Genomic DNA, 21,679 nt, shown 5'->3' with positions numbered 1-21,679 from the left:
TCCTTGTGCTCGTGATGTCAGTAGCCAGCAGGGCCGCTCGCGTCGAGGGAGGCGAGGAACCCCGCCGCCTGCGCGCGCGTCGCCTCGCGGTCGGCCTCCGACTGTTTCGCCCAGTTGCGATACGGCATCGCCAGCCGGTTGTTGCGCCCGAGCTTGTCCTCGTGCCGGTCGAGGAAATCCCAGTAGAGCGCGTTGAACGGGCACGCATCCGGCCCGATCCGCTGCTTCACCTTGTAGCGGCACGTCCCGCAGTAATCGGACATCCGATCGATATACGCGCCCGACGAAATATACGGCTTGGACCCCAACAAGCCGCCATCGCCGAACTGGCTCATCCCCAGCGTGTTGGGCAACTCGACCCATTCATACGCGTCGACATAGACCTCCAGATACCATTGGTGGACCTTGGCCGGGTCCGCGCCGATCAGCAGCGCGAAATTGCCCGTCACCATCAGCCGCTGGATATGATGCGCATGCGCGGTCTCCAGCGTCTGCCCGATCGCCTCGCGCAGGCAATGCATGTCGGTCTCGCCGGTCCAGTACCAGCCGGGTAGTTCGCGGTGGTGGTCGAGGAAGTTGCGCTCGACATACTCAGGCCCCTCGCGCCAGTAGATTCCGCGCATATATTCGCGCCAGCCGATGATCTGGCGGATATAGCCCTCGACCGCGTTGATCGGCGCACGGCCGGCACGATATTCCGCCTCGGCGCGCCGGCACAGATCGAGCGGATCGAGCAGCCCCGAATTGATGTAGGGCGACAGGATCGAGTGCCACAGATGCGGCTCGCCGATGAGCATCGCATCCTCGTAATCGCCGAACTGCGTGAGGGCGTGTTTGAAGAAGTTCACCGCCTGCCGCTCGGCATCCTCCGCGGTCACGGCGTACTCGAATCCGTCGAGGCTCCCCGGATGCTCGGCGAACCGCTCCGCCACCATCGCCAGCACGTCCTTCGTGATCGCATCCGGCTCGAACACCAGCGGACGCGGCATCAGCAGGTCGTTCTTGGCGGGCTTGCGGTTTTCCTTGTCGAAGTTCCAGCGGTCGCCCTCGGGCTTGCCGGCGGTCATCAACAGCCCGGTGCGCGTCCGCATCTGGCGATAGAACCACTCCATCGTCAGCGACTTCCGCTCGGCCGCCCAGGTTTCGAAATCGGCATGGCTGGCAAGGAAGCGGTCGTCGCTGCGGATCTCGACCGGGATGCCGAACAGCGTCTCCCAGCTTTCGAGCATCGCCATCACGCGCCACTCGCCACCCTCGGTGACGACAATCCGCTCGGGGTCATGCCGCTCGACCGCGCGCGCGATCTCGCCGGTGAAGCTGCCCGCGTTGTTGGGGTCGTCGAGCTTCGTATATTCGACCGTCCACCCGGCCTCGCGCAAAGCCTCGGCATGATGCCGCATCGCCGACAGGATATAGGCGATCTTGCGTTTGTGATGGCGGACGTAGGTCGTCTCCTCGGCGACCTCCATCATCAGCACGATCGTGGTTTTCGGATCGCAGTCCCGCAGCGAGGCGAGGCCGATCGTGAGCTGGTCGCCGAGAATCGGCACGAGTGTTGTGATCGTCATTGCCCAAACCTCTCCGTCACCCCGGACCTGTTCCGGGGTCCACCGTTCCGCACACTCGCCGCCCGTGGAGTTCGCGGACGGGTGGATGCCGGAACGAGCCCGGCATGACGGGAAGAAGGATCACCCACTTTGCGTCATCCGAATCGCGTCCTACATGGCGCACTATGACCGCACCCGCCAACCCATTGCATCTGGGCCAGAACAGCGCCCTTCCCGCCTCTCCTGAAGAGGCCGTGCTCGATTACGTTCCCAACCCGCGACCGGGGCGGACGTATCTGGTGCGGTTCGCGGCGCCCGAGTTCACGTCGCTGTGCCCGGTCACCGGCCAGCCCGACTTCGCGCATCTCGTCATCGACTATGTGCCGGGCGAGACGATCGTCGAGTCGAAGTCACTGAAGCTGTTCCTGAGCAGCTTCCGAAACCATGCCGGGTTCCACGAGGATTGCACCGTCGGCATCGGCGAGCGCCTGTTCGACGAGATGAAGCCGGTGTGGCTGCGGATCGGCGGGTATTGGTATCCGCGCGGCGGAATCCCGATCGACGTGTTCTGGCAATCGAGTGCACCGCCGCAGGATCTGTGGCTGCCCGACCAGGGAGTCGCCTCCTATCGCGGGCGTGGATGAAGGCTCGGGATCAGGGACCCGAAATATCGAATTGATTTAAATTGATATTTTTCCCGTGCTGCACTGCAGTATGCAATGAAACTTTATGCTACCTGAACCGTTCAAATGGATGCGCGACCGGGTTTTCCCAGAAGTGCGCGCTCAAACGAGGGACAGGGTATGGTGAAACCGGCGGACGGTGGGAATATCGCGCGACTGGCGCTGATCGGTAATTTCTTGCCGAGGCAGTGCGGGCTCGCCACTTTCACGACCGACGTTTTCACGGCCATGCGCGCGCGCTTTCCCGGAATCGCCGTCGACGTCTACGCGATGGACGATCATCCGGGTAAATATGATTACCCGCCCGAGGTTACCGGCACGATCCCGGAGCACGAGCTGTCCGCGTACATCAATACGGCGCGTAAGATCGAGGCCAGCGGTGCGCAGGCGATCTGGCTCCAGCATGAATATGGCATCTTCGGCGGCCCCGCCGGCGAGCATATCCTCGCGCTGCTCGATCGCACCACGCTGCCGGTGATCGTCACGCTGCACACGATCCTCGAAAAGCCCAATGCCGATGAGCGCCGCGTGCTCGAAGGCCTTCTGCGTCGCGCCGCCCGCGTGGTGGTGATGGCCGAGCGTGGCCGCGACATTCTCCAGCGCGTCTACGGCGCCAATTCGCGCCAGATCGTCATGATCCCGCACGGCGTGCCCGATCGCGATTTGCTCGATCCCGCCCTGCTCAAGGACAAGTTCGGCTGGGAAGGCCGCAAGGTCATGCTGACGTTCGGCCTGCTCGCCCCCAACAAGGGGATCGAGACGGTCATCAACGCGCTGCCCGCGGTGATCGCGAAGCATCCCGACCTGCTGTACGTGGTGCTCGGCGCGACGCATCCGAACCTCGTCGCGTACGAGGGCGAGAAGTATCGCGACAAGCTGAAGGCGCTCGCCACCGAGAAGGGCGTCGCCGGCAACATCGCGTTCGTCGATGCATTCCTCGAACATGGCGAACTGCTCGACTATCTCCAGGCCGCGGACGTCTATGTGACGCCCTACACCAACCCCGCGCAGATCACGTCGGGCACGCTCAGCTACGCGATCGGCGTCGGCAAGCCCGTCATCTCGACGCCGTACGTGCACGCGACCGAGATCCTCGCGGATGGCCACGGCGTGCTCGTGCCGTTCGGCGATGTCGATGCGTTCGCGCGCGAGATCGACGCGCTGATGTCTAACGACCGCGATCGCAATCGTCTGGCAGAGCGTGCCTACGCGCGTGGCCGCACGATGATCTGGCCGAAGCTCGCCGAGGCGATGATGGCGGAGATCCGTGCGATCGTGGCGGCGCGCCCTTTTCGCCTTGCCAAGGTGCCGGCGCCGCTCAAGCCGTTGATCCCTGATTTCGCCGCGGTCGAGCGTATGAGCGATTCGACGGGGATGCTCCAGCATTCGATCTACTCGATCCCCGATCGTCGCCATGGTTACTGCATCGACGACAATTGCCGCGCGCTGATGCTGATGAGCGCGATGCCCGATCTCGACGACGTCACCCGCGACAAGTGGATGACGATTTACGCGTCGTTCGTGCAGTACGCCTGGAACCCGGACACGCGCCGCTTCCGCAACTTCATGAACTTCGATCGCACCTGGTGCGAGGATTCGGGCTCGGAAGATTCGAACGGCCGCACGCTCTGGTCGCTGGGCGTCACCGCGCGCGATGCGCAGGCCGCCAAGCACCGTGACTGGGCGACGGCGATGTTCGATTCGACCGCGTCGATGGCGCTCGAACTCGGCAGCTTGCGCGCGCAGGCGTTCGCGATGCTCGGCGCGGCGGCGATGCTGGAGGCCAAGCCCGGCCACCAGTTGTCACTGTCGATCCTGGAGGCGTTCCCGAAGGTTCACCTGGACCTGCTTGCGAAAGCACGGCGTCCCGAGTGGCAGTGGTTCGAGATCGTGCTCGCCTACGACAATACGCGCCTTCCCCAGGCGCTGATCCGCGCGGGCCAAGCGCTCGGTCGGCAGGACCTGATCGATTGCGGCCTCGCCACGCTCGACTGGATCGTTGCCAAGCAGACCTCGCCAGAGGGCCGCTTCCGTGCGGTCGGGTCGGAGAGCTTCAACCGGCCCTATGCCGATCCGTTGCAGTTCGACCAGCAGCCGCTGGAGGCTCAGGCCACCGTCGATGCGTGCGCGGCGGCGTTCGAAGCGACCGGCGACATGCGCTGGCATGACGAAGCGCAGCGCGCTTACGGCTGGTTCCTGGGGGCGAACGATCTCGATCTTCCGCTTGCCAGCGTCGCCGATGGCGGCTGTTACGACGGCCTGATGCCGACCGGGTTGAACCGAAATCAGGGCGCGGAGTCGATTTTGGCGCTGCAACTCGCAAGTTGTGCCATTTCGGGGGTATCAAAAGCAGCGCAAAGCGTGGCAGGAGCGACCCGCGTCGTCGCCTAGTTCGCTAGCGACAGCCTTGCAGGCGACGGTGCGCTGAGTGGAACGACGCGGGGCACTGCTACGATGGATCTGTTCAACCACCAGCTGCGGCTGCACGCGGACCCTTCGCGTGTCGTCGTGCGGCCGTTCCATATCGCCTGGGGCGGTCATGGCGGCGCACCGAGCCGCACCGAGCGGCTGGTCGGCGAAGTGCTGGAAATGTCGCCCGCACAGGCGCGCTCGCAGCTCGAGGTCGTGCTGAAGGATTTCGAGGCACGCCACTGGCAGACGCGGCGCGTGTTCATGACGCGCTATGACCAGATCGAGGACATGCTCGGGCTGAACGGTGCGGAGATCGGCGACGAGAAGCGCCAGCTGATCGGCGCGTATTTCTGCCACGAATACAGCTATGCCGCCGCCGCGCTGATGAACCCCAGCGCGGTGCCGCATTTCGACCAGTCGGGCATGCCGCCGGGCTCGATGCGGATTCTTATGTCGCTGCGCGCGGTCGGCGAGGGCCACATCTCGTCGGTGGCGTTCCGCGAGGGCATCATCACCTGCGAAAACCAGATGAAGCTCGCCCCCGAGCCGCCGTTCGCAACCGCGACCGACGCGGTCGGCAGCGGCGAGGACGAGATGCCCGAGGGCCCCGTCACCGTCTATCGCCACCGCGACAGCACGCTGAGCGGCACGGTGATCTTCCCGATCACGCAGGCGCAGTCGAAGGGGCTTGAGGATCTCCGCATCGTCCGCTTCCAGCACGAGAACGGCGAATACGAATGGATCGGCACCTACACCGCGTATAACGGCTCGGTGATCCAGTCCGAACTGATGCGCACCCGCGACTTCCGCGCGTTCGACCTCGTGCCGATGACCGGCCCGGCCGCGCGCAACAAGGGCATGGCGCTGTTCCCGCGCAAGGTGAACGGCCAGTATATGATGATCGGTCGGCAGGACGGTGAGAATTTGTTCCTGCTCAAGTCGGACACGCTGACCGACTGGGACGACGGCGAGAAGATCCTGACGCCCGAATACCCGTGGGAGCTGGTGCAGATCGGCAATTGCGGCCCGCCGATCGAACTCGACGAGGGCTGGCTGCTGCTGACGCACGGCGTCGGCGCGATGCGGAAATATTCGATCGGCGCGGTGCTGCTCGACAAGGACGACCCGTCGAAGGTGATCGGGCGCACCAAGCAGCCGATTCTCGCGGCGAAGGACCAGGACCGCGAGGGGTATGTGCCCAACGTCGTCTACAGCTGCGGCGCGCTGAAGCACGGCGATACGATCTTCATGCCGTACGGGATCGCCGACAGCTCGGTGGGCTTCGCGTTCGTGCCGATCAAGGACATGCTCGCTGCGATGAAGTGAGGGGGGCGTCTCCACGGACGCCATCCTTTTCCCACGCGTTAGCACCACCCCGGCACTAAGCCGCCACCCCGGCGGAGGCCGGGGCCCAGTTGGCAAGGGTGTAGTGACGAAGCGCATTGCTCAGTTAGCAACGCCCCCCAACTGGGCCCCGGCCTCCGCCGGGGTGGTGCACTAGAACCGAGCGAATCTCCCGCTTCTTGTTCTCCCGCGAAGGCGGGAGCCTAGTCTGGATCCCCGCCTTCGCGGGGAAACAAGGGTTACCGCGAAGCCGCCATCGTCCGCCGGTACATCACCCAAGTCAGCACTGCGAACAACACCGTCCCGCCAACCAGCGCCACGCTCGCAAACCCGTCCCCAACGAGCGCCAACGGCGTCTCTTTGTTGGTCAGGTACACGATCCCCGCAAAGCCAACGCCCCACAACGATTCCCCGACGATCATCCCCGTCGCGGTCAGCACGCCCATCCGCTTGGCGAGTTCAGGATCCCGCGCGCGATCCGCCCAGCGATCATACGCAAACCCGACGACAGCCCCGATCGTCACCGGCAACGTGACCGACATCGGCAGATACACGCCGAGTCCGACGCCAAGTGGCGGCAACCGTAGCTTGCCCGCCTTGCCCAGCAACTCGTCGGCCAGGATTACGAAAACGCCGGTCAGCGCCCCATACCCGATCATCGCCCAGTTCAGATTGCCCCCCAGCACGCCCTTCGCCAGCGCCGAGATCAACGCCGCCTGAGGCGCCGCCAGCGCATTCGGCCCCGCCCCCGGCGCCCCCGCAAACCCGAGCGTGCTCCCCAGCAAGTTCAGCACCGGCGGGACCACGATCGACCCGAACACCACGCCGATCAGCAACGCGACCTGCTGCTTCCAAGGCGTCGCGCCGACCAGCTGGCCCGTCTTCAGATCCTGCAGATTGTCGTTCGAGATGGTCGCGATCCCGAACACGATGCCGGTCACGATCAGCCCGTAGGCGACCAGCGCCTGCGTCGTCCCCGGCTCGACCGCACGCCCGAACCACGACACCAACAGGATCGACGCGGCGAGGATCGCAAGGATGCCGATCCCCGACACCGGCGAATTCGACGCACCGATCAGCCCCGCCATATACCCGCAGACCGCCGCGATCACGAGGCCGATGACGAGGATGAACACGAGGCTCCCCGCGATCAGCCCGATCGCCGACGCCTCCAGCGGCCCGCCCTGCAACACGGTCCAGAGCAGAATGCCGATCGGCACCAGCATCGCCAGCGAACCGATCCCGACGATCCCGATCGGAATGTCGCGCTCTTCGAGAGCCAGCACTTCGCCGCCACGCTTGGCCGCCGAAGCCGCCAACGCCGAACGGACGCCACCCACGACGGGCCCCGCGATCTTCAACAATGTCCAGATCGCCGCGACGCCGATCACGCCTGCGCCGAAAAAGCGCACATCCGAGCGGAACACAGTGTTGGCGATCACCTCGGCGGTGCCGGTGACGCTGCCGCCCGAGGTCAGGATCGGCAGCAGGACCCACCAGCCGATCAACACGCCCGCGAACATCGCCATGCCGACCGAGATACCGACCAGATGCCCCGCGCCGAGCAACGCGAACGACAGCCCGCCCGAGATTCCGGTCGCGCCTGCGCCGACGCGGAACCACGTCGCAGCCTCGGCGGCAGCGAGCTTGGTCTGCGTCAGGATCGCGAACCCGGCCGAAACGACCGCGTTGGCGACGATGATGCCGAGCCCGCGCGCGCTTTCTTCGCCGCCCTCGCGACTGCCCGCACCGACCTTCAGAACCTCGGCGGCCGCGCGGCCTTCCGGATATGGCAACACGGTGTCGACGACGAGCGCACGGCGCAGCGGCACCGAGAACAATACGCCGAGCACACCGCCGAACATCGTGATCGCCGCAGTCGTGAAGAACGGAAAGCCCTGCCACCAGCCGATCATCACCAGGCCGGGCAGCACGAAGATGATCGCCGCGAGTGTCCCCGCGGCGGACGCGATCGTCTGGACGATGTTGTTCTCGAGGATCGTCGAATCCTTGAACAACCGCAGCACCGCCATGGATATGACCGCAGCCGGGATCGACGTCGCGAACGTCAGTCCGATCTTGAGCCCGAGATAGACGTTGGCCGCCGTGAACAGCAGCGTGATGATTCCGCCGAGCACGATCCCGCGAAACGTAAGCTCGCGCATGCTGGTCTCGGGGCCCGTGTCGGATACGCCCCGCGTCGCGTCGGTCATCTGGTCAGCCTCAAAGCAATTTGGGCGACTTGTGGCATGATGCGCGGCGGGAGGAAACCGCCCTACGCATCACCGGCACGGGAGGCGAACTATCCCGCGCACGAGCGCTGGTGTCGCAGCGATCGACTCCCCTCCTCTTCAGGGGAGGGGCCGGGGGTGGGGCTCTTCCGCGAACGCCTCGCTGCTGGTGAGGCCCCACCCCAACCCCTCCCCTGAAGGGGCGGGGCTAGTTACCTCGACTTATGTCCGGCTCTACCGCGTCGCCATCCGCCGCGCGAAATGCACCTCGACCGCCCGCGTGACGCTCTCCGCGATCCGGTGGCGCCCCTCTTCGCTATCCAGGAACGCCGCGTCCTGCGGGTTCGAGATATACCCCGTCTCGAACAGGATCGACGGCATGTCCGGCGCCTTCAGCACCATCAGCGACGCCATCCGGTGGAAGTTCGCCTTCAACGGCATCAACGGCCTGGCTTCACGCCCGAGCAACCGCGCGAAGGTGGCCGACGCGTTCATCGTCTCGCGCTGCGTCAGGTCGATCAGGATCGACGACACGTCCGCGGGCGCCTCGCCGAGGTTCACCCCGGAGATCACGTCCGCCTTGTTCTCGCGCGCCGCCAACCGCGCCGCTTCCTTGTCCGACGCCACCTCGGACAACGTGTACGCCGTCGCCCCGGTAGCGTTCTCCGACCCCGTGCTGTCGCAGTGGATCGAGATGAACAGGTCACCCTTCAGCCGCCGAGCAACCCCATACCGCTCGCGCAAGATCAGGTAGCGGTCGTCATTCCGCGTCAGCGCCACGCGCACACGCCCCGACGCCAGCAACTCGTCGCGGATCGCCTTGGCGACCTTCAGCGTCACGTCCTTCTCGCGCAGACCGTTCGGCCCGATCGCGCCGGGATCGACACCGCCATGCCCCGCGTCGATCACCACCAGCGGCCGCGTATCGTCGCCCTGCACGCGCGGCAGTTTCATGCCCCGCGCCTTGGGCGGCACCGGCACCGACACCTTGTACTTGGGCCGCGACGCAGCCCCAAAATTGAACGGGAAGAAGTTCAGCGGCCCGGCGATCCCGGCTTCCGCGAACTGGTCGTAATCGACCGTGCGCAACGCCAGCGTCAGCTCGCGGCCGTCGGAATCGAACCCGCCGTCGGTGACGATCGCCGGCTCTGCCAGATCGAACACCATCCGCATGCCCGATCGCCCGCTGCGCATCTGCGTGACGCCGGTCACCAATCCGCGCCCCGCGATCTCCCGCCCCGGAGACGCACCCGACACGTCGACCGCGATCTGGCGCGGGCCGGTCAGCACGCGGCTGGCGGCATCGCCGACCGCCTCGTCGAAGCGGATGACGATCCGCCCATCCCTGATCGCGACGCTCTGCACGGTCGCCGCCCAGGCGGGGACGCTCGCCAGCCAGCCGGCGATGAGGGCGATGACCGTCAACACCCCGCGTCCTTGCCGTGCGGCCCTGCCGCCGGTCCAGCGAAAACCCATGCTACACCCCTTTGATCGATACATCCGATCTCTGTGAGCGAGCGATAGCGCCTCGCATCACAAGACGCGGTTGCGCAGTGCGGTTAATTTGCCGTTTGCCATGTATTTGCCGGCAAGGCTCTGCCGCCCCGGCAAGTCTGCGCCTCGCTGCCCCTATTTCGAGCCGAAACGCCCGCGAAACCAGCCTTTCCGGGGCTAGTTGCGAGATCGGGTATGCAGTGCTAGTCCTGTCGTACAGCCGTGTGTCGCCTGGATTTTACCAGCGACGCGCCGGTCTCGACGCCCGCCAGCGGATTCTCGCCGGCGCGGCAATTCAGGTTGACGCTCGAATGACGCATTCCCCCCGCCCCGCACTCCGACCGGCCTTCGCCGACGGACTCGCGGTCGTGCGGGCGCCGCAGGGAGAGTTCCCGCGGCATGCACTTCGCGCAGAGGCAGTTTCGCATACCATCCGCGAGTCCGGGCGTCCGTGCCCGACCGCACCACCATTAAGCGCGCGACGGCTGCCGACAGGCCCGGCGCGCGCGCGGAGAATCTATAATGACAACGCGCATGCTGATCGACGCACGCCACCGGGAAGAGACCCGGATCGCAGTCGTCAAGGGTAACCGGATCGAGGAATTCGATTTCGAGAGTGCCGAACGCAAGCAGCTCAAGGGCAATATCTACCTCGCCAAGGTCACGCGGGTCGAGCCGTCGCTCCAGGCGGCGTTCATCGATTACGGCGGCAATCGCCACGGCTTCCTCGCGTTCAGCGAGATCCACCCCGATTACTACCAGATCCCCAAGGAAGATCGCGACGCACTGCTCCGTGAAGAAGCAGAGCACGCTGCCGAGGAAGCCGCCCTGCGCGCCGACTACGACTCGGACGAAGACGAGGGTGACGACGAGGACGACATCGAGCGCTTCGAGGACGATGGCGGGGTAGATCCCGACGTTGCCGAGGAACTCGAAGGCGGCGAAGCGGGCGAAGCCCCCCGTCGCAAGCGCAAGCCGAGTGCCGACGATGCCGCGGTCGAGGACCTGCGCGAGCGTCGCATGAACCTGCGCCGCCGCTACAAGATCCAGGACGTGATCCATCGCCGCCAAGTGCTGCTCGTCCAGGTCGTCAAGGAGGAGCGCGGCAACAAGGGCGCGGCGCTGACCACGTACCTCAGCCTCGCCGGTCGCTACTGCGTGCTGATGCCGAACACGTCGCACGGCGGCGGCATCTCGCGGAAGATCTCGAACGCGGGCGATCGCAAGCGTCTCAAGACGATCATGGCCGACATGCAGCTGCCGCCGTCGATGGGCTGCATCGTCCGCACCGCGGGCCTCCAGCGCTCGAAGGTCGAGATCAAGCGCGACTTCGATTACCTCGCCCGCCTCTGGGACGGCATCCGCGAAGCCACGCTGAAGGCGTCGGCCCCCGCGCTCGTCTACGGCGACAGCGACCTGATCAAGCGCGCGATCCGCGACATCTACAACAAGGAAATCGAAGAGGTCATCGTCGAGGGCGAGGACGGTTATCGCCAGGCGCGCGAGTTCATGCGCCTGCTGATGCCGACGCACGCCCGGCGCATCAAGCATTATGCCGATCCCGTGCCGCTGTTCCAGCGCGCCGGCGTCGAGGATCAGCTTGCCGCGATGTACCACCCCGTCGTCCAGCTGAAGTCGGGCGGGTACCTCGTCATCAACCCGACCGAGGCGCTCGTCTCGATCGACATCAACTCGGGCCGTTCGACGCGCGAGCATTCGATCGAGCAGACCGCGACCGCGACCAATCTCGAAGCCGCGCAGGAAATCGGTCGCCAGCTCCGCCTGCGCGACATGGCCGGGCTCGTCGTCATCGACTTCATCGACATGGATAACAATTCCAACGTCCGTAAGGTCGAGAAGGCGATGAAGGAGGCGCTCAAGAACGATCGCGCGCGCATCCAGATCGGCCGCATCTCGTCGTTCGGCCTCATGGAAATGAGCCGCCAGCGCCTGCGCACCGGCGTGCTCGAAGCATCGACGCGCGCCTGCCCGCATTGCGAGGGCACTGGCCTCGTTCGCACCGCATCGTCGTCGGGCATCTCCGCACTCCGCCTGATCGAGGACGAGGCCGCACGCGGTCGCGGTTCGCTGCTCACCCTGCGCGCGAGCCAGGAAGCCGCGGTCTACATCCTCAACCGCAAGCGCGCCGACATCGCCGAGATCGAGGATCGCTACGGCGTGATCGTCGAGATCATCCCCGGCCAGGACGAGGAAGGCGCGCACATGACGGTCGAGGCCAGCGGCCCGCCGCCCGCGCACGCGCCGAAGTTCGTCCAGATCATCGAGGAAGACGAGGACGACCTCCCCGAGGAGATCGAGGACGAGATCGAGGAAGAAGAGGTCGAGGAGGCCGAGGCCGAGCAGCCGCGTCGTCGTGAGGGCGGTCGCGAAGGTAACGGCGAGCAGCGTGCGCCGCGTGAGGCTCGCGATGCGGATGGTGAAGGCGGCAAGAAGCGTCGTCGTCGTCGCGGTCGTCGCGGTCGTGCACGTCCCGGTGAAGAAGGTGCGGCAGAAGGCGTCAACGAGGACGGTACGTTCGAGGACACCGACACCAACGTCGAGGAAATCGACGAGGTCGAGGGCGACATCGTCGAAGTCGGCGGTGGCGAAGCGGTCGAGGCCGGCGCACCTGCCGAGCAGGCGAATGGCGCAGAGGGCGAAGGCCGTCGTCGTCGCGGTCGTCGGGGACGTCGTGGCGGTCGCCGCAACGAGCAGGGCGCCGAGAACGGCCAGTCGGTCGCCGTCAGCAGCATCGACGACGCCCAGCTGATCGCCGAGGCCCCTGAGCCGGAAGCGTACGAGCCGGTCGAATCGACCTACGCCGAGCCGCCTTACGAGCCGGCGTTCGAACCCGCCGTCGAGGAAGTCCCGGTCGCGGAAGTCGCCGAGGGTCCGAAGATGCGCCGTCGTCCACGTGCCCGTGCGGCAGCCGCAGCGGCGAACATCGCCGAGGCGGTCGCCGATGCAGCCCCCAAGGCACGCCGTGGTCGCAAGCCACGCGCGGTCGAGGCGGAAGCCGAGACGGTTGCACCGGAGCCAGTGGTTCCGGCGCCGATCGCTCCAGAGCCCGTCGCGGCCGAGCCGGCTGCACCGAAGCCCGGTCGTCGTCGTCGCGAAGCGGTTGCAGAAGCAACGATGGAAGAGGTGAGCGCAACGCCCGCCGAGACCATCGAAGCCTCGGCGCCCAAGCCCAAGCGTGCCCGTCGCAAGGCGTCGGACGCGGTGATCGAAGCCCCGGTAGTCGAGGAAGCGCCCGCCAAGGTCGCCAAGCCCCGCGGTCGTCCGCGGAAAGCAGCCGTAGTCGACGCAGGCGATGCCGCTCCGACCAGCGAACCGCTTGCCGAGCCGATCGCAACGACCCCGCCCAAGGCCGAAGTCCAGCCCCAGGACGCCGCGACCTCGGACTCCACTGACGGCGCCAACGACGACCCCGACGGCGCCCCCCGCCGCGGCTGGTGGCAGCGCACCTTCGGCTAACCCCGGACGCCGTGACCAAAGAACGGGCGCGACCGAAAGGCCGCGCCCGTTTTCGTTTGTGGGGAGCGATCCTCCGGCAGCACGATATCCGTGAGCGCCCAATGCCTCACGTGGCGAACGAGAAAAGCTTGTATCCCCGCGAAGGCGGGGACCCAGACTGGGCACCCGCCTTCGCGGGTGAACAAGACCAGGGGGAGATGCGAGGTTTGTGTTCTAGCTCCTCTGATGATGCACGCCGAGCTCCCCCCACCCACCACCACCCCGGCGAAGGCCGGGGCCCAATTGGAAAGGTGCCAATAACGAAGCGCCACCCTCAGTTAGCCCGGTCCCCCAATTGGACCCCGGCCTCCGCCGGGGCGGTGGCCTGCTAGCCAGGGAGGAAACCAATAGCCGGGGAAGTGGCCGACAGCCGGCGCAGCAACCTCTTAAGCCCCCCCTCAAACCCCTGTCCTACACACCCAAACCCTGCTCCCCTCCCCCAATGCCACCCACACTCCCACCAACCGCAAAACCGCTCCCAGCGTCTGCACTTCCTATACTTCACTCCACCGCACGCCCGACCGCACGACCATTGCCCCCCCGCCCCCAATCGACGATACCCCGTAATATGAAGCGCTTCGTAGCCGCCGCAGCCACCGCCCTCCTCCTCTGGACGACGCCCCTCCAGGCCCAGTCGATCCTCCGCGACGCCGAGACCGAAACCATGTTCGCGGAGATGTCCAACCCGCTGATCAAAGCGGCCGGGCTCTCGACGCGCGACGTGAAGGTCGTCCTCATCAACGACGAGTCGATCAACGCGTTCGTCGCCGGCGGGCAGACCGTCTACGTCCACTCAGGCCTCATCCAGGCCGCCGACAACGCCAACGAAGTCCAGGGCGTCATCGCGCACGAACTCGGCCACATCGCCGACGGCCACGTCGTCCTCGCCGATCGCGGCACCAAGCCGGCGATGGGCATGTACCTGCTCTCGATGGTCCTTGGCCTCGCCGCAATGGCCGCCGGCAGCGGCGAAGCGGGCGCCGGCATCATGGCCGCGGGCCAGCAGGCGGCGATGGGCAGCTACCTCTCGTTCAGCCGCGTCCAGGAATCCACCGCCGACGCGACCGCCGCGAAATTCCTCCGCCAATCGAACATCTCCGGCCGCGGCATGCTGAGCTTCTTCAAGAAATTGCAGCAGCAGGAATATCGCTACGGCACCGCCAACATCGACCCGTTCATGCAGTCGCACCCGCTCTCGGGCGAGCGCGTCGCGACGCTGACCGCCGATCTGCAAGCCTCGCCCGCCTGGGCCAACAAGCCCGACGCCGCGCTCGAGGAACGCTTCCGCCGCGTGAAAGCGAAGCTCGCCGGCTACGTCATGCCCGCCGACCAGACGCTCCAGGCCTATCCGCCGAGCGACCAGTCGATCTACGCGCACTACGCCCGCGCCTATGCGTATCACAAAGCCGGCTACCCCGACAAAGCCGACGCCGAAGCCAACGCGCTGGTGAAGGCCGAACCCACCGACCCGTATTTCCTCGAGATCAAGGGCCAGATTTTGCTCGAAGCGGGCAAGCCGGTCGAGTCGCTCGTCCCCCTGCGCGAGGCCACAGAAGGTTCGCGCAACAACCCGCTGATCGCCACGACCTTCGGCCACGCGCTGATCGCGACCGAGAACAAGGCGAACTATCCCGAGGCGACCAGGGTCCTGCGCACCGCAGTCGGCCGCGACGACCAGAACCCGTTCGCCTGGATGCAGCTCGGCACCGTCTACGAACTGACCGGCGATACCGCGCGCGCCGCGCTCGCCACCGCCGAGCGCGCCAGCATGGGCGGCGACATGCGGACCGCCTCGGCGAGCGCGCAATATGCCCTCGCGAACATCCCGGCGAACACGACCGACTGGATCCGCGCGCAGGATATCGCGATGGCCGCGCAGAACGAGATGGACGACAATCCCAAGCAGTATAAGCGCCGCAAATGAGCAAATTCACATTCCCCGCGATCGCCGTCGCGAGCGCCGTCATCGGAGGCCTCGCGGTCTGGGGCTATGACCGCCAGGGCGGCGGCGTCGAGCGCGCGCAGGTCGAGTCGATCGTCCACGATTACGTCTTGGCACACCCCGAGATCCTCCCCGAGGCGATGGAGAAACTGCGCGACCGCGAATCCGGCAAGACCGTCACCGCCAACCGCGACGCGATCGTCACGCCGTTCGCCAGCGCCTGGGCTGGCAACCCCAAGGGCGACGTCACGCTCGTCGAGTATTTCGATTACAATTGCGGATACTGCCGCGCGAGCCTGCCGATGATCGCCAAGCTGATTGCGGCCGACCCCAAGGTCCGCGTCGTCTTCCGCGAACTCCCGATCCTCAGCGCCGAAAGCCGCATCGCCGCCCGCGCCAGCCTCGCCGCCGCGCAACAAGGCAAGTTCGCCACCTTCCACGACGCGCTCTACGCCGGCGGCCCCGTCAGCGACGCTTCGATCGCGGCGGCTGCGAGCAAGGCCGGGGTAGACACGACGCAGGCGAGCTTCACCAAGACCGCCGACGCCGAAATAGCCAAAAACATGGAAACCGCCGCCAAACTCGGCATGACCGGCACGCCTAGCTGGGTAGTAGGCGACCGGGTGTTGTCGGGCGCACTGCCGCTTGAGGATCTGCAGAAAGCGGTCGCGGCAGCGCGCGCCGGCTAACCGTTCTCCTGCGAACGCAGGAGCCCAGGGTTACAAAGCGCAACGCCCGGTATCCTGGGCTCCTGCGTTCGCAGCAGAACAAGGCGGGAGCCCCTATCATTCCCCCCTCCCCACCCCCATCTTCCCCTCACAAAAAGGGGTGCCAATGACCGAACCGATCCTGTCCATCGCGGGCGTCACCAAGACCTACAAGAGCGGCACGACAGCCCTCCACCCCGTCGACCTCGACATCCGGAAAGGCGAGATCTTCGCCCTCCTCGGCCCCAACGGCGCGGGCAAGACGACGTTGATCAGCATCATCTGCGGCATCGTCACGCCGTCCGCGGGCACGATCAAGGTCGCCGGCTACGACGCGATCCGCGACTATAAGCAGGCGCGCAGCCGCATCGGCCTCGTGCCCCAGGAACTCAACGTCGACATGTTCGAGACGGTGCTCGCCACCGTCACCTTCAGCCGCCGCCTCTTCGGCCGCTCGGGGCACAGCGATTACATCGAACAGGTGCTCCGCGACCTCTCGCTCTGGGACAAGCGCGACGCGAAGATCCGCGAACTCTCCGGCGGCATGAAACGCCGCGTGCTGATCGCCAAGGCACTCGCGCACGAACCCGAAATCCTGTTCCTCGACGAACCCACCGCGGGCGTCGACGTGGCATTGCGCCGCGACATGTGGAAGCTCGTCCACCGCCTGCGCGAAGGCGGCACGACGATCATCCTGACGACGCATTACATCGAGGAAGCCGAGGAAATGGCCGACCGCGTCGGCGTCATCAACAAGGGCAAGCTGCTCCTCGTCGACGACAAGGCGTCGCTGATGAAGAAGCTCGGCAAGCGCGAACTCGACATCGCGCTCCAGGACCCGATGACGGCGCTTCCCCCGGAACTCGCCGACTGGGACCTGTCGCTGGAAGACGACGGCAAGCGGCTGCGCTACGTGTTCGACGCACAGGCCGACCACACCGGCATCCCGTCGTTGCTGCGCAAACTCAGCGAACTCGGCATCGGCTTCAAGGATCTCGAAACCAGCAAATCGAGCCTCGAAGACATCTTCGTCGATCTCGTCGGAGAACGCGCATGAACACTCACGGTATCTGGGCGATCTATCGCTTCGAAATGGCGCGCGCGCTGCGCACCCTGTGGCAGAGCCTCGTCACGCCCGTCCTGACCACCTCGCTGTATTTCATCGTCTTCGGCGGCGCGATCGGCAGCCGCATGCAGCAGGTCGGCGGCGTCGGTTACGGCAGCTTCATCGTCCCCGGCCTGATCATGCTGTCGCTGCTCACGCAGAGCATCTCGAACGCATCGATCGGCATCTACTTCCCCAAATTCACCGGCACGATCTACGAGCTGTTGTCGGCGCCCGTGTCGGCGATGGAGATGGTGATCGGCTATGTCGGCGCGGCGACCACCAAGTCGGTGATCCTCGGGCTGATCATCCTCGCGACCGCCTCGTTCTTCGTGCCGCTGCGGATCGAACACCCGTTCGCGATGATCGCATTCCTGATCCTCACGGCCGTGGCGTTCAGCCTGTTCGGGTTTATCATCGGCGTCTGGGCCAACGGCTTCGAGCAGCTGAACTTCGTCCCCGCGCTGCTGATCACGCCGCTGACCTTCCTCGGCGGTGCGTTCTACTCGATCGACATGCTGCCCCAGCCCTGGCGAACGTTCAGCCTGTTCAACCCGGTCGTCTACCTGGTGAGCGGCTTCCGCTGGAGTTTCTTCGGGGTTGGCGATGTCGCGGTCGGGGTGAGCCTCGCGGTAACGGCCGGCTTCCTCGCGGTGTGCCTGATCGCGATCGCCTGGATCTTCAAAACCGGCTGGCGAATGAAGAACTAACCGAAGAACCATGTTTCCCCGCGAAGGCGGGGACCCAGACTGGGCTCCCGCCTTCGCGGGAGAACAAGCTTCTTACCTCATGACCGGCAACGTGATCCGCGACCCCGCGCAGACCTTCTGCGTCGCCTTTACGTAATCGCCCGGTTTCGCCCGCCCGATGTTCGGCACGAAAGACTGCGGGTTGCGGTCGATCATCGGGAACCAGCTCGACTGCACCTGCACCATGATCCGGTGCCCCGCCTTGAACACATGGTCGTGGTCGCGCAGCGGCACGTCCCACGCGACCACCTTGCCCGGCACGAGAGGCTGCGGCGCCGTATCGCTCGCCAGGAAGCGCCCGCGCCGCACCTCCATCGCGATCGGCAACTGATACCCGTTGAGCGTCCGGGCATAGTCGCCCGGCTGAAGGCTACGCCCCGCCATCGACTCGGTATCGTCGGGCAGCACATCGATCAGCTTCACGACGAAATCGCTGTCCGTCCCGCTGGTCGACGCCTGCAACGTCGCCGCCAGCGCGCCCGTCACGGTCAGGTCCGCCGTCAGAGGCTCCGACACATACCCCAGCACATCGGGCCGGTGATCGACGAAGCGCTGGTCGTCCGCCTCCCACCACGCCCAATCCGGGCTGGCATAGGTCGCCGACATCGGCCGCCGGCGGAACGGCACCGGGTTCGCCGGATCGGACACGTAATCGCGACACCCCTCACCCGCGGCCGGCGCGGTGAACGACAGGCTGCCGTCCGCGTGCAGGTAAAGCTCGGTCGTCTTCGCACCCGTCGGAGGCCAGGCGGCATAGGTCTTCCACACGTTAGACCCAGACTGGAGCATCTTCGCCGCGAAGTCCGGCCGCGGCCCCTTGCCGTGCAGCCAATAGGCGAAGAACGGCGCCTGGATCTGCTCCTGGAACTGCGTGCCGCTCGCCGTGCCGAGCGGGATCGGCCCGAGGTGATCCGCCACCCCCTGCCACCCGCCATGCCGCCAAGGCCCCGCCACCATCTGCGCCAGGTGATCCGGATCGTTGCGCTTCTGCCGGGCGTAGATCTGCCACGAGCCCCACGGATCCTCCTGATCCCAGAACCCCGCGACGTTCAGCGTCGGCACCGTCGTCTTGCCGAGCGAATCGGTCCAGCGCTGCGCGGTATAGAACGCGTCGTGATTGGGATGATCGAGCAACGCCGTGAACATCGGCACATGCCCCTTGAACACGGTCCGGTCGATCGCCTCCGCCGAGCCGGCCTTAAGGAAATAGTCGTAGGTATCGCTCGGATACGCAAAGTCGGAATTCTTCGTCTTGTCGAGTTGCAGCGACGACACCCAGTCGGTCGCATAGCTCAACCGCAGCGCGCCGTTGCGGTGCAGGTCGTCCGACTGCCAGTAATCGATCCAGGCCGCCTGCGGGGAGACCGCCTTCAGCGCCGGATGCGGGTTCGCCAGCGCGACGGCCGCGGCGAAACCGGGATAGGACACGCCCCACATGCCGACCTTGCCGATGTTCGCGGGGACGTTCTTCACCAGCCATCCGACGGTGTCGTAGGCGTCCGTGGCCTCGTCGACCGCTTTCGGATCGCCGGCCCCGTTGCCCTTGGCATGCACCGCAGTCGACAATGTGAAAACGCCGTCCGACTTGAACCGCCCGCGCATCGACTGGAACACGAAGATGTAGCCGTCCTTCATCAGCGGACCGAACCGGCTGGCGCTGGAGAACGGCGCGTCCGGCACGCCGTAGGGGGTCCGCTGGAGCAGGATCGGGAGCGGCCCGGTCATCCCGCGCGGTCGCATGATGACGGTCTGCAGCTTCGCCCCGTCGCGCATCGGCACCATCACCTCCTCGAAGGTGAAGGGGGATTGGGTCGTCGCCTGCATACCCGTCTGCGCGATGGTTGCGCCGGGCACCGCGGCGGTGACTGCGAGCGCGAGCAGGAGAGCGTGGCGCGACATGGAATTTCCCTTCGTGAACCGTGCCGCGATTGGACGAACCCGCGAAGGCGAAGTCAAGCCGCGCGCCACGCTCCGGTCAGCGCCGGTCGCAATGCCAGCGAATTGAGATCGATCAGCGCATGCAGGAGCATCGCCAGCCACAACTCGCCGGTCATCAGATAGATCGCTGCCATCAGCGCGCCGACGAGCGTGGTCGCGATCACGCCGGCTCGCCCCTGATAGAGGTGCATCGCACCGAACGCCGCGATCGCGACGGCGAACGCGACGAACGCGTTGCCGGTCACGAGCGCGCCCAGCAGCGGCAGGAACAGGCGGAAGGCGAGTTCTTCGGATATACCCGCCGCGATCGACATGGCGGCGGCGTGCATGATCTCGGGCCGGTTGCGCGGCAGGAGCGACCCGACATTGCCGATCGTCTTGAGGATGCGCCAGTTGCGCCGCGTCGCGAGGACCGCGCCGATGACCAGGCCGCCGAGCGCGCTTCCACCGATCATGCCGAGCAGTTCCGCGCGGCTGTCGCCGGCGAGGCTTGGCAGAAGGCTGCGGAGGACGTCGAACTCAGGGGGGACGGTGACGATGGCGTCGAGGCGATCCAGTAGCGCGAGGCCGATGATGGCCGGCAGGACGAAGGCGATCGCGGCCTTGGCGATCCACAGGCGGTAGGTTTTCTGGCGCGAGGCGGTGTCGGGGAGGCGCTTGATGCGGCGATAACCGAGGAGGTCGCCCTTGAGGAACCAGACGAGGCTCATGAGGGTCGCGAGGAGGAGGCCGTTGGGAAGGATCATGCGGTCACTTCGCCCCTCATGCGTTCCACCGCTCGTCCTTGTTCTCCCGCGAAGGCGGGAGCCCAGCCTGGGTCCCCGCCTTCGCGGGGAAACAATACCTGGTCAGTCCCTTGCCTTAGCCAAGCGCTCCACCCCGGCGGAGGCCGGGGCCCAATTGGGAAACGTCGCTAACGGCGCGATCCGCTTCATTACTCTGGACGTTCCACTTGGGCCCCGGCCTTCGCCGGGGTGGTGCTCCCCACTCGGGTCGCTCGTTCAATCCGTCCGATGCTCGCCCTTGACCCAGCGCACCGTCCCCGAAGACGCGCGCATCACGACGCTCTCGGTGGTCATCTTGCCCTTCTTCCGCTTCACGCCGGCCAGCAGCGAGCCGTCCGTCACGCCGGTCGCCGCAAAGATGCAGTCGCCCTTCGCCAGCTCGGACAGGTCGTACTGCTTGTCGAGATCGGTGATCCCCCACTTCGCCGCACGGCCGCGCTCGTCGTCGTTGCGGAACAGCAGCCGACCCTTGAACTGACCGCCGACGCAGCGCAGCGCAGCGCACGCCAGCACACCCTCGGGCGCGCCGCCCGAACCCATATACACGTCGACCGTGGTCTCGGGATCGGACGTCGCGATCACGCCGGCGACGTCGCCGTCACCGATCAGCATGATCCCGCAGCCGACTTTCCGCAGCTCGGCGATCAGCTTTTCGTGACGCGGACGATCGAGCACGCACACGATCAGGTCGCGCGCCGGCACGCCCTTGGCGGCGGCGACGGCGTTGATGTTCTCGGTCGGCGTCTTGTCGAGATCGATGATGCCCTCGGGATAGCCTGGCCCGACCGCGATCTTGTCCATGTAGACGTCGGGCGCGTTGAGCAGCCCGCCCTCTTCGGCGATCGCCAGCACGGCGAGGCTGTTCGGCCCTGCGGTGGCGCAGATCGTCGTGCCTTCGAGCGGGTCGAGCGCGATGTCGATCTTCGGGCCCTTGCCGATCGCGGAGCCGACCTTCTCGCCGATGAACAGCATCGGCGCCTCGTCGCGCTCGCCCTCGCCGATCACGACGGTGCCGTCCATGTACAGCGAGTTGAGCGCCTCGCGCATCGCCTCGACCGCAGCCGCATCCGCGGCCTTCTCGTCACCACGCCCGACGAGCGTGGACGCGGCGATCGCTGCGGCCTCGGTCACGCGGACCATTTCGAGGACGAGGACGCGGTCGAGAACCTGGCTGGCGGCAGCGGTCAAAATATTTCTCCTCGGACTGTTTCGTCGGGGATAGGCAG

General features: G+C 66.2%; 14 protein-coding genes. 8 read left to right on the top strand and 6 right to left on the bottom strand.

From position 1 onward, the window contains the following. Positions 1-17: 17 nt before the first annotated feature. Positions 18-1,568: a cryptochrome/photolyase family protein gene (locus H8S47_RS10885; RefSeq protein ID WP_187503887.1), complete on the bottom strand. Its 1,551-nt coding sequence runs from the start codon at positions 1,566-1,568 to the stop codon at positions 18-20. 164 nt (positions 1,569-1,732) lie between these two features. Here H8S47_RS10885 and queF point away from each other — a divergent pair, with 164 nt between their 5' ends. From queF to H8S47_RS10870, 3 genes are all read left to right on the top strand, one after another. Then, positions 1,733-2,191 carry a preQ(1) synthase gene (gene queF, locus H8S47_RS10880; protein ID WP_133030263.1) on the top strand — a complete coding sequence of 153 codons (459 nt, stop codon included), beginning with the start codon at positions 1,733-1,735 and terminating at the stop codon, positions 2,189-2,191. Between the two features lie 159 nt (positions 2,192-2,350). Continuing rightward, positions 2,351-4,621, top strand: a complete 2,271-nt coding sequence (locus tag H8S47_RS10875) for a glycosyltransferase family 4 protein (protein WP_187503886.1) — start codon at positions 2,351-2,353, stop codon at positions 4,619-4,621. Positions 4,622-4,684: 63 nt separating this feature from the next. Beyond that, the gene (locus H8S47_RS10870; RefSeq protein WP_187503885.1) at positions 4,685-5,968 is read left to right on the top strand and encodes a glycoside hydrolase family 130 protein; all 1,284 of its coding nucleotides are present in this window, start codon (positions 4,685-4,687) and stop codon (positions 5,966-5,968) included. 257 nt (positions 5,969-6,225) lie between these two features. Here H8S47_RS10870 and H8S47_RS10865 read toward each other — a convergent pair whose 3' ends face one another. Both H8S47_RS10865 and H8S47_RS10860 read right to left on the bottom strand, forming a co-directional pair. Beyond that, positions 6,226-8,199: an OPT family oligopeptide transporter gene (locus H8S47_RS10865; RefSeq protein ID WP_235982786.1), complete on the bottom strand. Its 1,974-nt coding sequence runs from the start codon at positions 8,197-8,199 to the stop codon at positions 6,226-6,228. A gap of 252 nt (positions 8,200-8,451) precedes the next feature. After that, entirely contained in the window at positions 8,452-9,693 is a 1,242-nt protein-coding gene (locus H8S47_RS10860) for an N-acetylmuramoyl-L-alanine amidase (RefSeq protein WP_187503884.1), read from the bottom strand. Positions 9,694-10,245: 552 nt separating this feature from the next. On the opposite strand from H8S47_RS10860, the gene H8S47_RS10855 reads away from it, so the two are divergent. The 5 genes from H8S47_RS10855 (at position 10,246) to H8S47_RS10835 (ending at position 17,691) form a co-directional block, all read left to right on the top strand. After that, positions 10,246-13,188 (top strand): Rne/Rng family ribonuclease, encoded by a 2,943-nt coding sequence (locus tag H8S47_RS10855; RefSeq protein ID WP_187503915.1) that lies wholly within the window; start codon positions 10,246-10,248, stop codon positions 13,186-13,188. A 607-nt stretch (positions 13,189-13,795) separates the two neighbouring features. After that, a complete protein-coding gene (locus H8S47_RS10850; protein ID WP_187503883.1) occupies positions 13,796-15,151 on the top strand; it encodes a M48 family metalloprotease in 1,356 nt (451 codons plus the stop codon). Then, on the top strand, positions 15,148-15,858 hold the full coding sequence (locus H8S47_RS10845) for a DsbA family protein (protein ID WP_187503882.1): 711 nt from the start codon (positions 15,148-15,150) through the stop codon (positions 15,856-15,858). Before H8S47_RS10850 ends, H8S47_RS10845 begins: the two co-directional genes overlap by 4 nt. A 145-nt stretch (positions 15,859-16,003) precedes the next feature. Next, positions 16,004-16,933 carry an ABC transporter ATP-binding protein gene (locus tag H8S47_RS10840; protein WP_187503881.1) on the top strand — a complete coding sequence of 310 codons (930 nt, stop codon included), beginning with the start codon at positions 16,004-16,006 and terminating at the stop codon, positions 16,931-16,933. Further along, a complete protein-coding gene (locus H8S47_RS10835; RefSeq protein WP_056065813.1) occupies positions 16,930-17,691 on the top strand; it encodes an ABC transporter permease in 762 nt (253 codons plus the stop codon). Before H8S47_RS10840 ends, H8S47_RS10835 begins: the two co-directional genes overlap by 4 nt. A gap of 72 nt (positions 17,692-17,763) precedes the next feature. Here H8S47_RS10835 and H8S47_RS10830 read toward each other — a convergent pair whose 3' ends face one another. The 3 genes from H8S47_RS10830 to glpX all read right to left on the bottom strand — a co-directional run bounded on the left by H8S47_RS10830 (position 17,764) and on the right by glpX (position 21,641). Then, on the bottom strand, positions 17,764-19,629 hold the full coding sequence (locus H8S47_RS10830) for a CocE/NonD family hydrolase (protein WP_187503880.1): 1,866 nt from the start codon (positions 19,627-19,629) through the stop codon (positions 17,764-17,766). 53 nt (positions 19,630-19,682) lie between these two features. Beyond that, complete coding sequence (locus H8S47_RS10825) at positions 19,683-20,378, bottom strand: CPBP family intramembrane glutamic endopeptidase (protein ID WP_187503879.1); 696 nt, start codon at positions 20,376-20,378, stop codon at positions 19,683-19,685. 291 nt (positions 20,379-20,669) lie between these two features. Beyond that, on the bottom strand, positions 20,670-21,641 hold the full coding sequence (gene glpX, locus H8S47_RS10820) for a class II fructose-bisphosphatase (RefSeq protein WP_187503878.1): 972 nt from the start codon (positions 21,639-21,641) through the stop codon (positions 20,670-20,672). Positions 21,642-21,679: the final 38 nt, after the last annotated feature.

It is taken from the genome of Sphingomonas albertensis, from assembly GCF_014358075.1.
In the GTDB taxonomy this organism is placed as follows: Bacteria; Pseudomonadota; Alphaproteobacteria; order Sphingomonadales; family Sphingomonadaceae; genus Sphingomonas; species Sphingomonas albertensis.
The sequence above is the reverse complement of the archived record's forward strand: the minus strand, read 5'-3'. Positions and strand labels throughout refer to the sequence as shown.